The organism is Pseudomonas sp. LBUM1661, assembly GCF_059695925.1.
The window spans coordinates 5,833,903-5,849,705 of record NZ_CP166794.1 but is presented as its reverse complement, the minus strand read 5'-3'; the positions used below and the strand labels follow the sequence as shown (position 1 = coordinate 5,849,705).

At 60.5% G+C, this 15,803-nt stretch carries 11 protein-coding genes; all 11 read right to left on the bottom strand.

The genetic code is table 11. The annotated features are described in order from the left end of the window. Positions 1–17: 17 nt before the first annotated feature. The 11 genes from ACA057_RS26820 to gluQRS all read right to left on the bottom strand — a co-directional run bounded on the left by ACA057_RS26820 (position 18) and on the right by gluQRS (position 15,649). Positions 18–1,034, bottom strand: a complete 1,017-nt coding sequence (locus ACA057_RS26820) for a class I SAM-dependent rRNA methyltransferase (protein WP_497343704.1) — start codon at positions 1,032–1,034, stop codon at positions 18–20. A 180-nt stretch (positions 1,035–1,214) separates the two neighbouring features. Beyond that, positions 1,215–3,152: an acetate--CoA ligase gene (gene acs / locus ACA057_RS26815; protein ID WP_497343702.1), complete on the bottom strand. Its 1,938-nt coding sequence runs from the start codon at positions 3,150–3,152 to the stop codon at positions 1,215–1,217. Positions 3,153–3,356: 204 nt separating this feature from the next. After that, positions 3,357–5,021 carry a glucose-6-phosphate isomerase gene (gene pgi / locus ACA057_RS26810; RefSeq protein ID WP_401361944.1) on the bottom strand — a complete coding sequence of 555 codons (1,665 nt, stop codon included), beginning with the start codon at positions 5,019–5,021 and terminating at the stop codon, positions 3,357–3,359. A 353-nt stretch (positions 5,022–5,374) separates the two neighbouring features. After that, positions 5,375–6,235 (bottom strand): pantoate--beta-alanine ligase, encoded by an 861-nt coding sequence (gene panC / locus ACA057_RS26805; RefSeq protein WP_497343700.1) that lies wholly within the window; start codon positions 6,233–6,235, stop codon positions 5,375–5,377. After that, positions 6,232–7,032 carry a 3-methyl-2-oxobutanoate hydroxymethyltransferase gene (gene panB, locus ACA057_RS26800; protein WP_497343698.1) on the bottom strand — a complete coding sequence of 267 codons (801 nt, stop codon included), beginning with the start codon at positions 7,030–7,032 and terminating at the stop codon, positions 6,232–6,234. The genes panC and panB overlap by 4 nt, the downstream gene beginning before the upstream one ends. A gap of 366 nt (positions 7,033–7,398) precedes the next feature. Further along, on the bottom strand, positions 7,399–7,884 hold the full coding sequence (gene folK / locus ACA057_RS26795; protein ID WP_497343696.1) for a 2-amino-4-hydroxy-6-hydroxymethyldihydropteridine diphosphokinase: 486 nt from the start codon (positions 7,882–7,884) through the stop codon (positions 7,399–7,401). A gap of 3 nt (positions 7,885–7,887) precedes the next feature. Continuing rightward, the gene (locus ACA057_RS26790) at positions 7,888–9,288 is read right to left on the bottom strand and encodes a polynucleotide adenylyltransferase PcnB (RefSeq protein WP_401361957.1); all 1,401 of its coding nucleotides are present in this window, start codon (positions 9,286–9,288) and stop codon (positions 7,888–7,890) included. An 810-nt stretch (positions 9,289–10,098) separates the two neighbouring features. Continuing rightward, a complete protein-coding gene (locus ACA057_RS26785) occupies positions 10,099–11,538 on the bottom strand; it encodes a sigma-54-dependent transcriptional regulator (RefSeq protein ID WP_497343694.1) in 1,440 nt (479 codons plus the stop codon). 22 nt (positions 11,539–11,560) lie between these two features. After that, positions 11,561–14,515, bottom strand: a complete 2,955-nt coding sequence (locus ACA057_RS26780; protein WP_497343692.1) for a sensor histidine kinase — start codon at positions 14,513–14,515, stop codon at positions 11,561–11,563. Continuing rightward, positions 14,499–14,675: a hypothetical protein gene (locus ACA057_RS26775; protein WP_003176118.1), complete on the bottom strand. Its 177-nt coding sequence runs from the start codon at positions 14,673–14,675 to the stop codon at positions 14,499–14,501. Before ACA057_RS26775 ends, ACA057_RS26780 begins: the two co-directional genes overlap by 17 nt. Before the next feature lie 77 nt (positions 14,676–14,752). After that, positions 14,753–15,649: a tRNA glutamyl-Q(34) synthetase GluQRS gene (gene gluQRS / locus ACA057_RS26770; protein WP_497343690.1), complete on the bottom strand. Its 897-nt coding sequence runs from the start codon at positions 15,647–15,649 to the stop codon at positions 14,753–14,755. Positions 15,650–15,803: the final 154 nt, after the last annotated feature.

Genomic DNA, 15,803 nt, shown 5'->3' with positions numbered 1-15,803 from the left:
GATTTTGCGTGCGACTTTCAGAGCTGCAGGATTAGCGTTTTCAACGGAGGCTGCTGATCCATCGACGGGAAATCGCCACCCGGCTTCATCACTGTCCACTCGCGCACCGGACGTCCGGCTTTTTCTGCGCAACGCAAAACCTGCTCGCGCCAGTCATCCATGCTGACCTTTGCCAGGTTGTTGCAGCAGATCAGCACGCCATTCTCGGCGGTGGTCAGCAGTGCTGGTTTCAGCAGGCTCTGATAGTCGCGCAGCAGGTCGACGGTGCCAAAAGCACTCTTGGCCCAGGCCGGAGGATCCAGCAGCACCAGGTCGTACTGACGCTGTTCCAGGCGCGGGTAGCTGGGCAGTTTCTGCCCGCGACGCTGGCTGATCGGCAGGCCGGCCAACTGGCGGATGGCCGGGAAGTAGTCAGACTGAATGAACTGCATCGTCGGCAACTGCGGATTGAGCAGGCCGTTTTCACGACCGACCGCCAGGTTGCCCTCGGCGAAATCCAGATTGCACACCTCGCGAGCACCACCGGCCGCCGCGCTCAGGCCGACGCCACAGGTGTAGGCAAACAGGTTCAGCACACGTTTGTTTTTACTGTGCTCCTTGACCCAGCCGCGGGTGTTGCGCAGGTCGAGAAACAGCAGCGGATCCTGGCCTGCGTGGCGGCCGCGAACCCGGTAGTTGAGGCCCCATTCGTGGCCGACCAGGTCTTGTAGCGCGGCGTCGTCGGCGCGGTAGACCGTGTCTTCGCGGTCGATACGTGAGTTGCCACGGGAGCGGTCGTTATAGACCAGCAGGGTTTCAAGGCCCAGGTGTTGATTGATGATCGCGTGCAGTTGCAGCAGGTCATCGCGCTCCAGCGCCTGGTGAAAGCTTTGCACCAGCAGTTGCGGGCCGTAGCGGTCAATGGTCAGGCCACCGGCGCCTTCCTGGCTGCCATGGAACAGGCGATAACAATCGGTGCCTTGCTGATGCAGCTCGGCAAGCAGGTCCTGGCGATGATCGAGGGCGGCGCGCAGCGCCTGATTCAAGGAAGACATGCTGGGCGCCTTGCAGGAGGGAATTTGGCGCGGGAGTTTAACAGCTTGAGCGATGAAGAACCTGTAGGAGCGAGGCTTGCCCGCGAAGAACGATAACGTTGTGCGTCAGGCAGACCGCATTGCATTCTTCGCGGGCAAGCCTCGCTCCTACAAGGGCGGTCAGGTCAACAGGGGCAAACGTTATTGGTTCAAGCGTTTATCGATCAGGCCTTGTACCACGCTCGGGTCGGCCAGGGTCGAGGTATCACCCAGGCTGTCCAGTTCGTTGCAGGCGATCTTGCGCAGAATCCGCCGCATGATCTTGCCCGAACGGGTTTTCGGCAAGGCCGGCGCCCACTGGATCAAGTCCGGTTTGGCGAAGCTGCCGATTTCCTTGCTGACGTGGGCCAGCAATTCTTTCTTCAGATCATCGTTAGGATCGGTGCCGTTCATCGGTGTGACGAAGGCATAGATGCCCTGTCCTTTGACGTCGTGGGGATAACCGACCACGGCGGCCTCGGCGATGCTGTCGTGCAGCACCAGGGCGCTTTCCACTTCAGCGGTGCCGATGCGGTGCCCGGAGACGTTGATCACGTCGTCAATACGCCCGGTGATCCAGTAATCGCCGTCTTCATCGCGACGTGCACCGTCGCCGGTGAAGTAATAACCGGGGTAGGGCTTGAAGTAGGTGTCGATCATGCGCTGCGGGTCGCCGTACACCGTGCGGATCTGCGCCGGCCAGCTGGATTTGATCGCCAGTATGCCGCTGCCGGCGCCTTTGATTTCCTTGCCTTGCTCATCGAGCAGCACCGGTTGCACGCCGAACATCGGTTGTGTGGCGCAGCCGGGTTTGATCCGTTGCGCGCTCACCAGCGGGCTGAGCATGATGCCGCCGGTTTCGGTCTGCCACCAGGTGTCGACGATCGGGCAACGCTGTTCGCCGACCACATTGAAGTACCAGTCCCACGCTTCCGGGTTGATCGGCTCACCGACACTGCCGAGTAATCTGAGGCTCTCGCGGGATGTTTCCTTCAACGGTTCGGGGCCTTCGCGCATCAGGGCGCGCAGGGCGGTGGGGGCGGTGTAGAAGATGTTGACGTGGTGCTTGTCGATCACCTGCCAGAAGCGCGAGCAATTCGGATAACTCGGTACGCCTTCGAAGATCAACGTGGTGGCGCCATTGGCCAGCGGGCCGTAAACGATGTAGCTGTGCCCGGTGACCCAGCCGACATCGGCGGTGCACCAGAATACTTCGCCGTCGCGGTAGTCGAGCACGTACTTGAAGGTCATGGCCGCTTGCAGCAGATAGCCGCCGGTGGTGTGCAGCACGCCTTTGGGTTTGCCGGTGCTGCCGGAGGTGTAGAGGATGAACAGCGGGTCTTCGGCGTCCATCGGCTCGGGCGGGCAATCGTCGCTGACGTCGCGCAGCGCCTGGTGATACCAGAGGTCGCGGCCTTCGACCCAGTTCACCTCGCCTTGGGTGCGCTCGACCACCACCACCGTGCTGACGTCCGGGCAACTTTGCAGCGCCTTGTCGACGTTCTGTTTGAGCGGCACGAATTTGCCGCCGCGCACGCCTTCATCGGCGGTGATCACGGTGCGGCAATCGGCGTCGAGAATCCGGTCGCGCAGGGAGTCCGGGGAGAAACCGCCGAACACCACCGAATGCACCGCGCCGATCCGCGTGCAGGCGAGCATGGCGTAGGCGGCTTCGGGGATCATCGGCATGTAGATGCACACGCGGTCGCCTTTCTTCACGCCACGGCTTTTGAGCACGTTGGCCAGGCGACAGACGTTGTGATGAAGTTTGTTGTAGGTGATTTGCGCGGATTCGGCCGGGTCGTCGCCTTCCCAGATGATCGCGATGTGATCGCCGCGTTTTTCCAGGTGGCGGTCGATGCAGTTGTAACTGACGTTCAACTGACCGCCAGCAAACCAGCTGGCTTCGCCGGTTTTCAGGTCATAGCGCTGGACGGTCTGCCACGGTGTGCTCCAGTCGAGAAAGCGCGTGGCCTGCTCAGCCCAGAAGGTACTGGGGTGCTCGATGGATTGACGGTACAGGCGCTGATAGTCGTCTTGACTCAGTTGTGCAGCCCGGCGGACGGCATCGGCTTTGGGGAACGTGCTGATATCGAACATGACGGTTCCTTATTCTTGTTTTGCGACAAAGATAAAGATGCGCCGAGTAGCGAAAGGGTTCAAGCCAGACACAAACCAATGTGGGAGCGGGCTTGCTCGCGAAAGCGGTGGGTCAGTCAACATAGATGCCGAATGAACCACCGCTTTCGCGAGCAAGCCCGCTCCCACAAAGATCAGTGTTGACCTGCGAGAACGGGTTTCAGATCACCCGCGGTGACGGCCGCGGAAGTAGTTGATCAGGCCTTGAGTGGATGCATCATCAGCCGGGGTTTCTTCGCTGCCGACCAGGCGGTTGTAGACGCCTTTGCCCAGCTCTTTGCCCAGCTCCACGCCCCATTGGTCGAAGGCGTTGATGCCCCAGATCACGCTTTGCACGAAGACTTTGTGTTCGTACATCGCCACCAGTGCGCCGAGGCGACGTGGGCTGATGCGCTCGACCACCAGGGTGTTGCTCGGACGGTTGCCCGGGATCACCTTGTGTGGCGCGAGTTTCTGTACGTCTTCTTCGCTCATGCCCTTGTCGCGCAACTCGGCTTCAGCCTCGGCGCGGGTCTTGCCGAGCATTAATGCCTGGCTTTGGGACAGGCAGTTGGCGTACAGCCACTGGTGGTGGTCGGACACCGGGTTGAAGCTGACGATCGGCACGATGAAGTCGGCCGGGATCAGTTGGCTGCCTTGGTGCAGCAACTGGTGATAGGCGTGCTGACCGTTGCAACCCACGCCGCCCCAGATGACCGGACCGGTGTCGGTGGACACGGGTGTACCGTCCTGGCGCACGCTCTTGCCGTTGGATTCCATGTCCAACTGTTGCAAGTGCTTGGTGATGTTACGCAAGTAATGGTCATACGGCAGGATCGCGTGGCTTTGCGCGCCCCAGAAGTTGCCGTACCAGACGCCGAGCAAGGCCAGCAGTACCGGCATGTTCTGTTCGAACGGCGCGCTCTGGAAGTGCTGGTCCATGGTGTAGGCACCGGACAGCAGTTCCTTGAAGTTGGACATGCCGATGGCCAGGGCAATCGGCAAACCGATGGCCGACCACAGCGAGTAACGCCCGCCGACCCAGTCCCACATCGGGAAGATGTTCTCTTCGCGGATACCAAACGCCACGGCCGCCGCATTGTTGCTGGATACGGCGATGAAGTGACGATACAGCTCGGCTTCCGAACCACCCTGAGCCAGATACCAAGCGCGTGCGGCCTGGGCATTCTTCAGGGTTTCGAGGGTGTTGAAGGATTTCGACGAAACGATGAACAGCGTGGTCTCGGCGCGCAGTTTCATGGTCAGTTCGTGGAACTCACTGCCATCGATGTTCGCCAGGTAGTGACAGCGCACGCCTTTCTGGGCGTAGGACAACAGCGCTTCGGACACCAGCTCAGGGCCGAGGAACGAACCACCGATGCCGATGTTCACCACGTCGGTGATCGGCTTCTCGGTGTAACCGCGCCACAGACCGTCGTGGATACGGCCCACAAGGTCGGTGATCTGGTTCAGCACTTTGTGCACTTCAGGCATCACGTTGACGCCATTGACCGACAGCTTGTCGCCGACCGGGCGACGCAGCGCCGTGTGCAGGGCCGGGCGACCTTCGGAAGAGTTGACGATTTCGCCTTCGAACAGCGATTTGATCGCGCCCTTGAGGTCGACTTCGTTGGCCAGGCCCACCAGCAGATTGCGGGTCTCGGCGTTGATCAGGTTTTTCGAATAATCGAGAAACAGGCCGCAGCTGCTGAGGGTGAATTGGGTAAAGCGCTGCGGGTCGGCATTGAAGGCTTCGCGCATGCTGAAATCCTGCATGGCTTGGCGGTGGTCATTCAACGCTTGCCAGGCGGGCAGAGCGGTCACATCGTGAGGAGTGCGGTAGTACGCCATCGCTGCGGGTTTCCTTTTTACTTGAACGGCCTTTTGAACACTAAAAATACCGGAGCGCTGCGGTTGGGCGTCCGGTCAACTGCGTCGACACGATTTGATGACACAGGGCGAATACAGTAACCCTCGCGCTGCAATCTGTCTTGACTTTGTCTGACCCCTTACCTGTACTTTTTTAACATTAAAGTAGAGGCGGGCCGACAAACGGGAGGAATTTGGAACAAGCAGGTTGGAAACTGTTGCAGATCAAATGTGGGAGCGGGCTTGCTCGCGAAGGCGGTGTGTCAGTCAATACTGATGCTGACTGACACGCCGCCTTCGCGAGCAAGCCCGCTCCCATATTTGTTTTGTTGTGTTTAGGTGGGCGTATCGAGGTTCAGGTGCAGGTTGTCGATCAACCGCGTCGTACCGAGGAACGCCGCGACCAGAATCACCAGATCGCGATCTTGCGCGGTGGCCGGGCGCAACGTCTGCGCATGGCGGATTTCCAGGTAGTCAGGGCGCAGGCCCGCGGCTTCAAGCTGCTTGATCTGGGCGCCAATCAGCGCCGGGAAATCCCGCTCACCCTGTTTGATCGCGTCACTGATCTGGTTCAGGGTGCGATAGACCACCGGCGCAACGGCCCGCTGCTCTTCGCTGAGGAAACCGTTGCGCGACGACAGCGCCAGACCATCGGCCGCCCGCACTGTCGGTTCGCCGATGATCTGGATCGGCATGTTCAGGTCATGCACCAGCGCGCGGATCACCGCCAGTTGCTGGAAGTCTTTCTCGCCGAAGATCGCCAGGTCTGGCTGGACCATGTTGAACAGCTTGCTGACGACGGTTGCGACGCCCTCGAAATGCCCGGGACGGCTGGCGCCGCACAAGCCTTCGGACAGTTGCGGAACACTGACGCGGGTCTGGCCGGCCATGCCGTCGGGGTACATTTCTTCGACGGTCGGCGCGAACAGCAGGTGGCAACCGGCTTGCAGCAGTTTTTCCTGATCGGCCGCGAGGGTGCGCGGGTATTTGTCGAGGTCTTCGCCGGCGCCGAATTGCAGCGGGTTGACGAAAATGCTCGCGACCACAAAGTCCACCCGTTGGGTGGCTTTGGTCACCAGCGCGACATGCCCGCTGTGCAGGTTGCCCATGGTCGGCACGAAGCCGATGCGCTTGCCTTCGCCGCGGGCACGGGCCACGGCGGCCCGCAGTTCACGTACGGTTTTTACGGTGTTCATGCAGAGAATCCGTGTTCGATACCAGGGAAAGTGGCTGCTTTGACTTCGGAGACGTACGCGCCAAGCGCCGCTTGAATGTTCTGTTGCCCGGTCATGAAGTTTTTCACGAACTTCGGTACCCGGCCGGTGATGGAGAGGCCGAGCATGTCGTGCAGAACCAGGACCTGGCCGTCAGTGGCACTGCCGGCACCAATGCCGATAACCGGGATTTTCACCGCTTGGGTGATTTCCTGCGCCAGTTCACTCGGCACGCATTCGAGCAGCAGCATGGCCGCGCCGGCCTGCTCCAGGGCGATCGCATCGGCGCGCATCTGCCGCGCCTGGTTTTCGTTGCGACCCTGGACCTTGTAGCCGCCCAGGATGTTCACCGATTGCGGCGTCAACCCCATGTGCGCGCACACCGGGATACCGCGCTCGGCCAGCAGACGGATCGAGTCCGCCAGCCACAGCGCGCCTTCGACCTTGACCATGTGCGCACCGGCCTGCATCAACAGGGCGCTGTTGGTCATGGCTTGTTCGGTGGTGGCGTAGGCCATGAAGGGCAGGTCGGCGAGGATCAACGCGTCGGTGTTGCCGCGTTTGACCGCTGCCACGTGGTAAGCCATTTCCGCGGTGGTGACCGGCAGGGTGCTGTCGTGACCTTGCAGAACCATGCCGAGGGAGTCGCCCACCAGCAGCACTTCGACACCCGCCTCATTGCAGGCGTGGGCGAAGGTCGCGTCATAGCAGGTCAGCATGGTGATTTTTTCACCTTTTTGCTTGAGACCTTGCAGAGTGGTCAGGGTGATGGCTGGCATGAAAAAGTCCTCATTCAGGCGCTGTGGAAACTACTGCGAGTAACGCGCGTGATTCTTCGTTAAATACAGGCGCACGGTCTGTTGTCGTGCTTTTAAGGCCTGGATTGCGCCCTGTAATGCCGTGTTGGCGGCAGCGGGACGCCTATAGTCGTGAGGAGAACTCGGGAAGTCAATTGCGTGTGTTACCGCGTTGTTACGCGTGGGGTGTTACCGGGGTAACTGATGCGATTCAGCAACGACCGATCTGATGTCGACACAAAACCAATGTGGGAGCGAGCCTGCTCGCGATGGCGGTGGATCAGCCAGCATCAATGCTGAATGACGGACCGCTATCGCGAGCAGGCTCGCTCCCACAGGGGATTTTTGTCAATTTTGGGAGAGGCGTTCCAGGCCGACGAACGGGCAGGCAGCGAGCAAATCACTCAGGCTGCGGCCATCAGCCAGACGCAAATCCGCAGGCGCCAGTTCGGCCAGTGGATAGAGAACGAAAGCTCGTTCCTGCAAATGGTAGTGAGGCACCTTGAGGCGAGGTTCGTCGATCAACCGCTCGCCGAACAGCACGATGTCCAGATCCAGCGTGCGTGGCCCCCAGCGTTCTAGACGTTCGCGACCCTGTCCATTTTCGATGGCTTGCAGCGCATCCAGCAGTTCCAGCGGTGGGAGCGTGCTGTCGAGGGCGGCGACCGCGTTGGTGTAACGCGGTTGGCCGGGCAGCAGTGAGTCGCTTTGGTAAAACGCGGAAACCCCGACCAGTTCGGTCTGCGGTAACAGCGCCAGCGCCTCGATGGCGCTGCGCAATTGTTCGGCGGGGTCAGCCAGATTGCTGCCCATGCCGATGTAGATGCGTTCCATGGATTACTCGCCCGTAGCGCTCGGTGCGCCGGCGGCGCGTTTGCGTTTGGCGCCACCGCTGCGGCGGCGTTTGCGTGGAGCACCAGTGCCTTCGTCCTTGCCGCTGAGGTCGCGGATCATGTCGCGGCGCTCGCTGTCGTTGGCGTCCTGATAGTCCGTCCACCATTCACCGAGGCCATCGGTCTGCTCACCGGCGCTTTCGCGCAGCAGCAGGAAGTCGTAACCGGCACGGAACCGCGGGTTGTCCAGCAACAGGTCGGCACGCTTGCCGCTGCGGCGTGGCAGGCGTTCCTGCATGTCCCAGATCTCGCGGATCGGCATGGTGAAGCGTTTCGGAATCGCAATGCGCTGGCACTGCTCGGCAATCAACTCGTGAGCCGCTTCCTGCATCGCCGGAATCGGCGGCATGCCACGCTCTTGCAGGCGCAACACGCGGGCCGGCAGGGCAGGCCATAGCAGAGCAGCAAACAGGAACGCCGGGGTTACCGGTTTGTTCTGCTTGATCCGCAGGTCGGTGTTGATCAGGGCTTCGCTGATCAGCGTGTGGGTGTATGTCGGGTTGTATTCCAGCGCCTGGGCACTGGCCGGGAACAACGGATCGAACAATTGCAGGTCGACCAGCATCTCGAAGGTGTCCGCGGCATGGCCGGAGAGGAACAGCTTGAGCACTTCTTCGAACAGACGGGCCGACGGGATCTCGCGCAGCATCGGTGCCAGGTCGCGGATCGGGGCGGCGCTGTGTTTCTCGATGCCAAAATTCAGCTTGGCGGCGAAACGCACGGCTCGCAGCATCCTTACCGGGTCTTCCTGGTAACGCTGCTTCGGATCGCCGATCAGGCGGATCAGGTGGTTGCGGATGTCGTGTACGCCGTTGGCGTAGTCGAGGATGCGCTCGCTGACCGGATCGTAATACAAGGCGTTGATGGTGAAGTCGCGGCGTTGCGCGTCTTCTTCCAGCGTGCCGTAGACGTTATCGCGCAGGATGCGCCCGCTCTCGTTGCGGGAAGACTGGTTGCTGTCTTCCTCTTCATCGTTTTGCGGGTGGTTGGCGCGGAAGGTCGCGACTTCAATGATTTCGCGACCAAAGTGGATGTGCACCAGCTTGAAGCGACGACCGATGATCCGCGCGTTGCGGAATTCGGCCCGTACTTGTTCAGGGGTGGCACTGGTGGCGACGTCGAAATCTTTTGGCGTGATGCCCAGCAGCATGTCGCGCACGCAACCGCCGACCAGGTAAGCCTGGTAACCGGCGTTCTGCAGGCGTTCGACGATATTCACCGCGTAACGGCTGAATTGGGCCTTTTGCAGCGAATGTTGGCCGCTGTTGAGCACTTCAGGCGTACTGCGAATGTGTTGCGTATGACGCTTGGGAGAACGGAATGACTGGAACAACTTCTTCAGCATGGGATGCACTGTTTGAAGGAATGTTCGGCCATAACGAAGAATGACCGCATGATGGGCGGGGATTCTAGCATTTAGTCGGGGGATGGTGTAGGACACAGCAGATTTGAGCTGTGAGCTTGTAGGAGCAAGCTCGCTCGCGATGGTCGTGAACGATAACGCGTAAACCAGATGCCCAACGCCGCCCTCGGGTTTTTCGCGAGCAAGCTCGCTCCTACACCTGCAGGGAGCGATTTCTGAATCGCGGAAACCACAAGGGGAGCCGAAGCTCCCCAAGAAGTAGTTGCATGCTCTATTTTTATTATTGATTCGGGCTTTTTGTTTTTGTTAAGTGCCCACGCCATGAAGCTTATCCTTCATGGCCCTCCCAATCGGGAGCCAAGAGCAAACGGATTGCTTTGGTCGCTGTGTTGCAGTGATCTTGCGATCCAACCAGTTCAGGCTCTGTCTTGTGACAGTTTTTGTTGTTCTCGGCCTGGTCGTGGGGCACGCCCCAAATACAACGCCTCTCCAAAAGAATCAGTTAGCTGCGCCTCTCGCCGTCTTGTTTTTATTGTGCGTGAGTCGATACGTCTTATTTTTATTGTCTTGTACGTTGCTTGTTATTGTTCTTGTACCAAACATATAGCAGGGGGCGTGCCAACTTTTGTGAAGCCCAGTAAAACAAGGGGTTGGGCCGCTTGGCGGGTTTCATCCAGGCCAAAAAAAGCCGGGGCTTCGTTACCGTAAGCCCCGGCTTCTGTTACGTGAAAAACCTGAGGTAACAGTTTTTCCACAATGTCACGTGTTACCCACCCATCAGACAGGTGCGGTTCAGCTCTCGCTGGCCACCCCGGTCTTGCGCCGTGGAATGCCCAGGCGCTGACGGCGTTCCCACAGGCATTTGCGACTTACGCCGAGTTTGCGTGCGAGCTCGGTTTCGGTCATGTGGTCCTGATGCTCGAGGACGAAGTGCTGGAAATAGTCTTCCAGCGACAGGTCTTCGGTGGGCTCATGGCTATTGTTGCCGGCGGCGCTGCCTTGTTGTGGCGGCAGGCCGATGAAGTCGTCGTCTTCCAGGTCGCTCAGCTCTATGTCGATCCCCAGCAGCTCGGCGGAAATCTCCGGGCTCTCGCACAGGATGACGGCGCGCTCGACGGCGTTTTCCAGCTCACGAACGTTACCTGGCCAGGTGTAATGACGAATCGCCTGCTCGGCGTCCGGGGCGAATTTCAGGTCGGTGCGGTTGACCCGCGCGCTCTGCCGCGCCAGGAAGGCATTGGCGATTTCGTTGACGTCCGCGCCGCGTTCACGCAGGGCCGGCAGTTTCAGGGCGATCACGTGGAGGCGGTAGTACAAGTCTTCACGGAACTGGCCGATTTTCGCCAGACTCTTGAGGTCCCGGTGAGTGGCGGCGATCAGGCGTACATCAACTTTCTGCGACTGTACCGAACCCACCCGGCGAATTTCGCCTTCCTGCAATACGCGCAGCAGGCGAGCCTGGGCTTCCAGTGGCAGTTCGCCGATTTCGTCGAGGAACAACGTGCCGCCGTCGGCCGCTTCCACCAGACCGGCACGCCCGGCACTGGCGCCGGTGAACGCGCCTTTCTCGTGGCCGAACAGTTCGGACTCGATCAGGCTTTCCGGAATGGCCGCGCAGTTCACCGAAATCATCGGTGCCTTGGCACGCTTGGAAAGGTTGTGCAGGGCGCGCGCCACCAGTTCTTTACCGGTGCCGGATTCGCCCTGGATCAGGACATTGGAATCGGTCGGCGCGACTTTGCGGATCTTGCTGTACAGATCCTGCATCGGCGGGCAGGAGCCAATGATGCCGATTTCGCCATTGCTGTTATCGACACCCGGTTTCGCCGCGCCATTGGTTGCTTTGCCGGAAGTGACCGGCTCACCGCTGGCTTGCACCGATTGACGATCGCGCAGGATGCGTGCGACGGCCTGGAGCATTTCATCGTGATCGAAAGGCTTGGCGATGTAGTCGACCGCGCCCATTTTCATCGAGTCGACGGCCGAACGCAGGCTGGCGTAGCTGGTCATGATCAGCACCGGAGTGCCCTGGCCGAGTTTGATCAACTCGGTGCCCGGCGCGCCCGGCAGACGCAGGTCGCTGACGATCAGGTCGAACGTGGGAATGGTGAAGCGTTCTTGTGCTTCCTGCACTGAACCGGCTTCGCTGACCTGGTACTGGTTACGTTCCAGCAGGCGGCGCAAGGCGGAGCGGATAATGGTTTCGTCTTCGACGATCAAAATGTGCGGCATTGATTCGATACTCTCGACGGTCTCAGTTCACAGCGGACGTCGCTTCGACATGACGCGGCAAGGTCACCCGGATACGGGTGCCGCGTTGGCTTTGAACATCAGCCGGGCTGTCGATGGTGATTTGTCCATAATGCTCTTCAACGATGGAATAGACCAGTGCAAGGCCCAGACCGGTGCCTTCGCCAGGGTCCTTGGTGGTGAAGAAAGGTTCGAACAATCGGTCCATGATGTTCTGCGGAATACCGCTGCCTTCGTCTTCCACGATCAAATCGACCGTGTGTTCGCCGGCTTCGCTTTTGACCCGCACCGCACTGCCGGGAGGCGAGGCGTCACGGGCGTTTGAGAGCAGGTTGATCAACACTTGGGCGAGTCGCTGCGGATCGCCTTCGACCCAGTGATCGGGGTCGCACAGGTTGTAGAACTGCACTTCGAAATTGCGTCGGTTCAGGGCCAGCAGGCCGATCGCGTCCTGGGCCACTTCGGCCAGACAGACGGGCTCGTCGCTGTGCTGATGGCTGCCGGCATGGGCGAAGCTCATCAGCGACTGCACGATGCGCGACACGCGTTTGGTCTGCTCAAGGATCTGCCCGCTGATTTCTTTCAGCTCGCCATCGTCCTCGCGCTCTTCGCGCAGGTTCTGCGCCAGGCACGCGATGCCAGTGATCGGGTTGCCGATTTCATGGGCCACACCCGCCGCCAGTCGACCGATGCTGGCCAGACGCTCGGAGTGCACCAGTTTGTCTTCGAGCATCTGCGTTTCGGTCAGGTCTTCCACCAGCAACACCAGGCCACTGTTGCCCGGCGCGAGCGGTTCGTCGATCGCCGCTTTGTGCAAATTCAACCAGCGAGTCTGGCCGTCGAGGGCCAAGTGCTGTTTGTGCAAATGCTCGTCCGGCAGATTGATGAAGCCTTGCAGCAATTGTTTCCACGGATCGGCAATGGTGCTCAGGCGCGAACCGACCACACGCTGCGCGGCAATCCCGGTCAGCTCCTCCATGGCTTTGTTCCACATGAGGATTTCCTGGTCCTTGGCCAGCGAGCAGACGCCCATCGGCAATTCTTGCAGGGTCTGGCGGTGATAGCGGCGCAGGGCATCGAGTTCGGCGGCAAGGCCGGTCAGGCGCGAGTGGTAGTCCTCAAGCCGACTTTCAATGAAGTGGATGTCTTCGGTGACGTAGTTTTCGCCGCCGGCCTTATAAGGCAGGAAAGTCTCGACCATGTCCTGGGCCACGCTCGGCCCCATCAGGCCGGAGAGGTTGGCTTCGATCCGGTCGCGCAGACGGCGCAAGGCGTAAGGCCGGCGTTCATCGAACGGCAGATAGAGATCGCGCAGGGCTTGCTCGACTTCTTTCTGTGCGGCCTTCGCGCCCAAGGGTTTTGCCAGCTGCGTGGCGAATTCCTGGGGTGAGGCGGCGTGCAGCTCGCGGCGTTGTGGGCGACGCACGTTGTCCACGGCGCAGGCTTCGGCGGCGCTGGCCTCTTCGCTGCTGGCGTTGGTGAACAACGAGATCAAGGTGAACATCAGCACGTTGGCGGCCAGCGAGGCGATCGCCGCCATGTGCCAACTGGTGTCGTCCAGTACGTAGATCATGTTCAACAGCGGAATGTAGAAACCCTGCAGGTTGCCGACCAGCGGCAGCAGCATGGTCACCAGCCACACCAGAATCCCCGCGAGCAAACCGGCGATGAAGCCGCGGCGGTTGGCGGTTGGCCAATACAGAACCGACAATACGCCCGGCAGGAATTGCAGGGTGGCGACGAAGGCGACGATGCCCAGGTTCGCCAGGTCCTGTTCTGCGCCCAGCAGCAGGTAGAAACCGTAACCGGCCATGATGATCGCGACGATCAAGGCTCGCCGGGTCCACTTCAGCCAGCGGTAGATATTGCCTTCGGCCGGCGGCTGATAGAGCGGCAGCACCAGATGGTTCAGCGCCATTCCGGACAACGCCAGGGTGGTGACGATGATCAAGCCGCTGGCTGCCGACAATCCGCCGATATAGGCCAGCAGCGCCAGCGCCTTGTTGTTGGCGGCGATGCCGATGCCCAGCGTGAAGTATTCCGGATTGGTGGTGGCGCCGAGCTTCAGGCCGGCCCACAGAATCAGCGGTACGGCCAGGCTCATCAGCAGCAGGAACAGCGGCAAGCCCCAGCTCGCACTGACCAGCGAGCGCGGGTTGAGGTTTTCGGTGAACGTCATGTGGTACATGTGCGGCATCACAATCGCCGAGGCGAAGAACACCAGCAGCAGCGTGCGCCACGGACCTTCCTGCAACGGTGTGTGCAGGGCGGCGAGGGCGGTCTGGTTTTGCAGCAGCCACAATTCCAGCTGTTGCGGGCCGTCGAATACGCCATACAAGGCATACAGGCCGACGCCGCCAATGGCGATCAGCTTGATCACCGACTCGAACGCAATCGCGAACACCAGGCCTTCATGCTTCTCGCGGGTGGCGATGTGGCGCGAGCCGAAGAAAATCGTGAAGAGCGTAATCAGTGCGCAGAAGCTCAGGGCCACGCGATGCTGCACCGGCTCGCGCGTGAGGATGCCGATGGAGTCGGCCACCGCCTGAATCTGCAAGGCCAGCAACGGCAATACGCCGATCAGCATGAAGATCGTGGTCAGTGCGCCGGCCCAGGTGCTGCGGAAACGGAACGCGAACAAGTCGGCCAGGGACGATAACTGATAGGTGCGAGTGATCTTGAGGATCGGATACAGCAACACCGGCGCCAGCAAAAATGCCCCGGAAACCCCGAGGTAGCTGGACAGAAAGCCGTAGCCGTACTGATAGGCCAGACCGACCGTGCCATAAAACGCCCACGCACTGGCGTAGACCCCAAGCGACAGGGTGTAAGTCAGCGGGTGGCGAATGATCGCCCGGGGGATCATGCCCCGTTCGCTGACCCAGGCTACGCCGAACAGCACCGCCAGGTACGCGGCGCTGATCAGGATCATCTGGGTCAGGCTAAAGCTCATCGGCATCTTTTTGGCTCTGCAGGATGAAGGTCACGACGATCAGAATCAGCCAGAGCAGATAAGGGCGATACCAGGCGCCAGTGGCGTCGATCCACCAATCCATGATGGCCGGGGAGAACAGGTAAATCCCCACTACCAGGAGCAGGACCAAGCGATAGATGTACATCCCGGCCTCTCTTCTTTATGCACGTGCCCGAAAACGTGCGGCGATGGTAACGGATGGGCGCGCCACTGCAAGTGTGATCACTGTAGTTGCGCTTCGGGCAGGTTGAGTGTGCGCGGGATCAACAGCGCATCCCAATGGGCGATGCCCCAGTTCAACACTTCCCGTGGTGTCGCGTACGCCAGTTCGGCGCCCGGATTCTGCCCCAGTGCGCGCAAGGCCCGCAGTAACAAGGGCGTCGCCTGGTCTGCGGTCAGCGGCGGCGAACGGTACGACTTGCCGAGCTTGTGGCCGTCGGGCTGGGTAATCAGCGGAATATGCAGATAACGCGGTTGTGGAAAGCCGAGCAGTTCCTGCAGGTAAAGCTGTCGTGGTGTCGAGTCGAGGAGGTCGGCGCCACGGACGATATCGGTGATGCCTTGCCAGGCATCGTCGAGGACCACCGCCAATTGGTAGGCGTAGAGCCCGTCACGACGGCGGATCACGAAATCGCCGACTTCCCGGCCCAGGTGTTGGCGGTATTCACCCTGGACCCGGTCGATGAAGTGATATTCCAGCTCGGGCACGCGCAGGCGAATCGCGGCGTCTTCGGTGCCGTGGCCGGCATTGCGGCACAGTCCCGGATAAATCCCGTGATACGGCTCCAATTGTTTGCGCGAGCAGGTGCAGGCGTAGGCCAGGCCGTGATTGAACAGGCGATTGAGCACGTCGGCGTAGGCCTCGTGCCGGTCACTCTGGCGGACCATGTCGCCGTCCCACTCGAAACCGTAGCTTTCCAGCGCCTTGAGAATGGCCGCCTGGGCACCGGGTTCTTCCCGGGGTGGATCGAGGTCTTCCATGCGCATCAGCCAGCGGCCACCCACGGAGCGGGCGTCGAGGTACGAGGCCAGCGCGGCGACCAGCGAACCGAAATGCAGATGGCCACTGGGCGTGGGAGCAAAGCGCCCGATGTAAGTGGGGGAGGCGATGGCGGTCATAAGGCGATGTCAGGCTGTCCAATCGTTTTGAGCATGGCTTGAAGCCGCCTTCGCGAGCAAGCTTCGCTCCTACAGAGGTTGGCGCGATTTCCTGTAGGAGCGAAGCTTGCTCGCGAAGGCGATTCCGAAGACGCAACAGGTGTCAGCAAATATC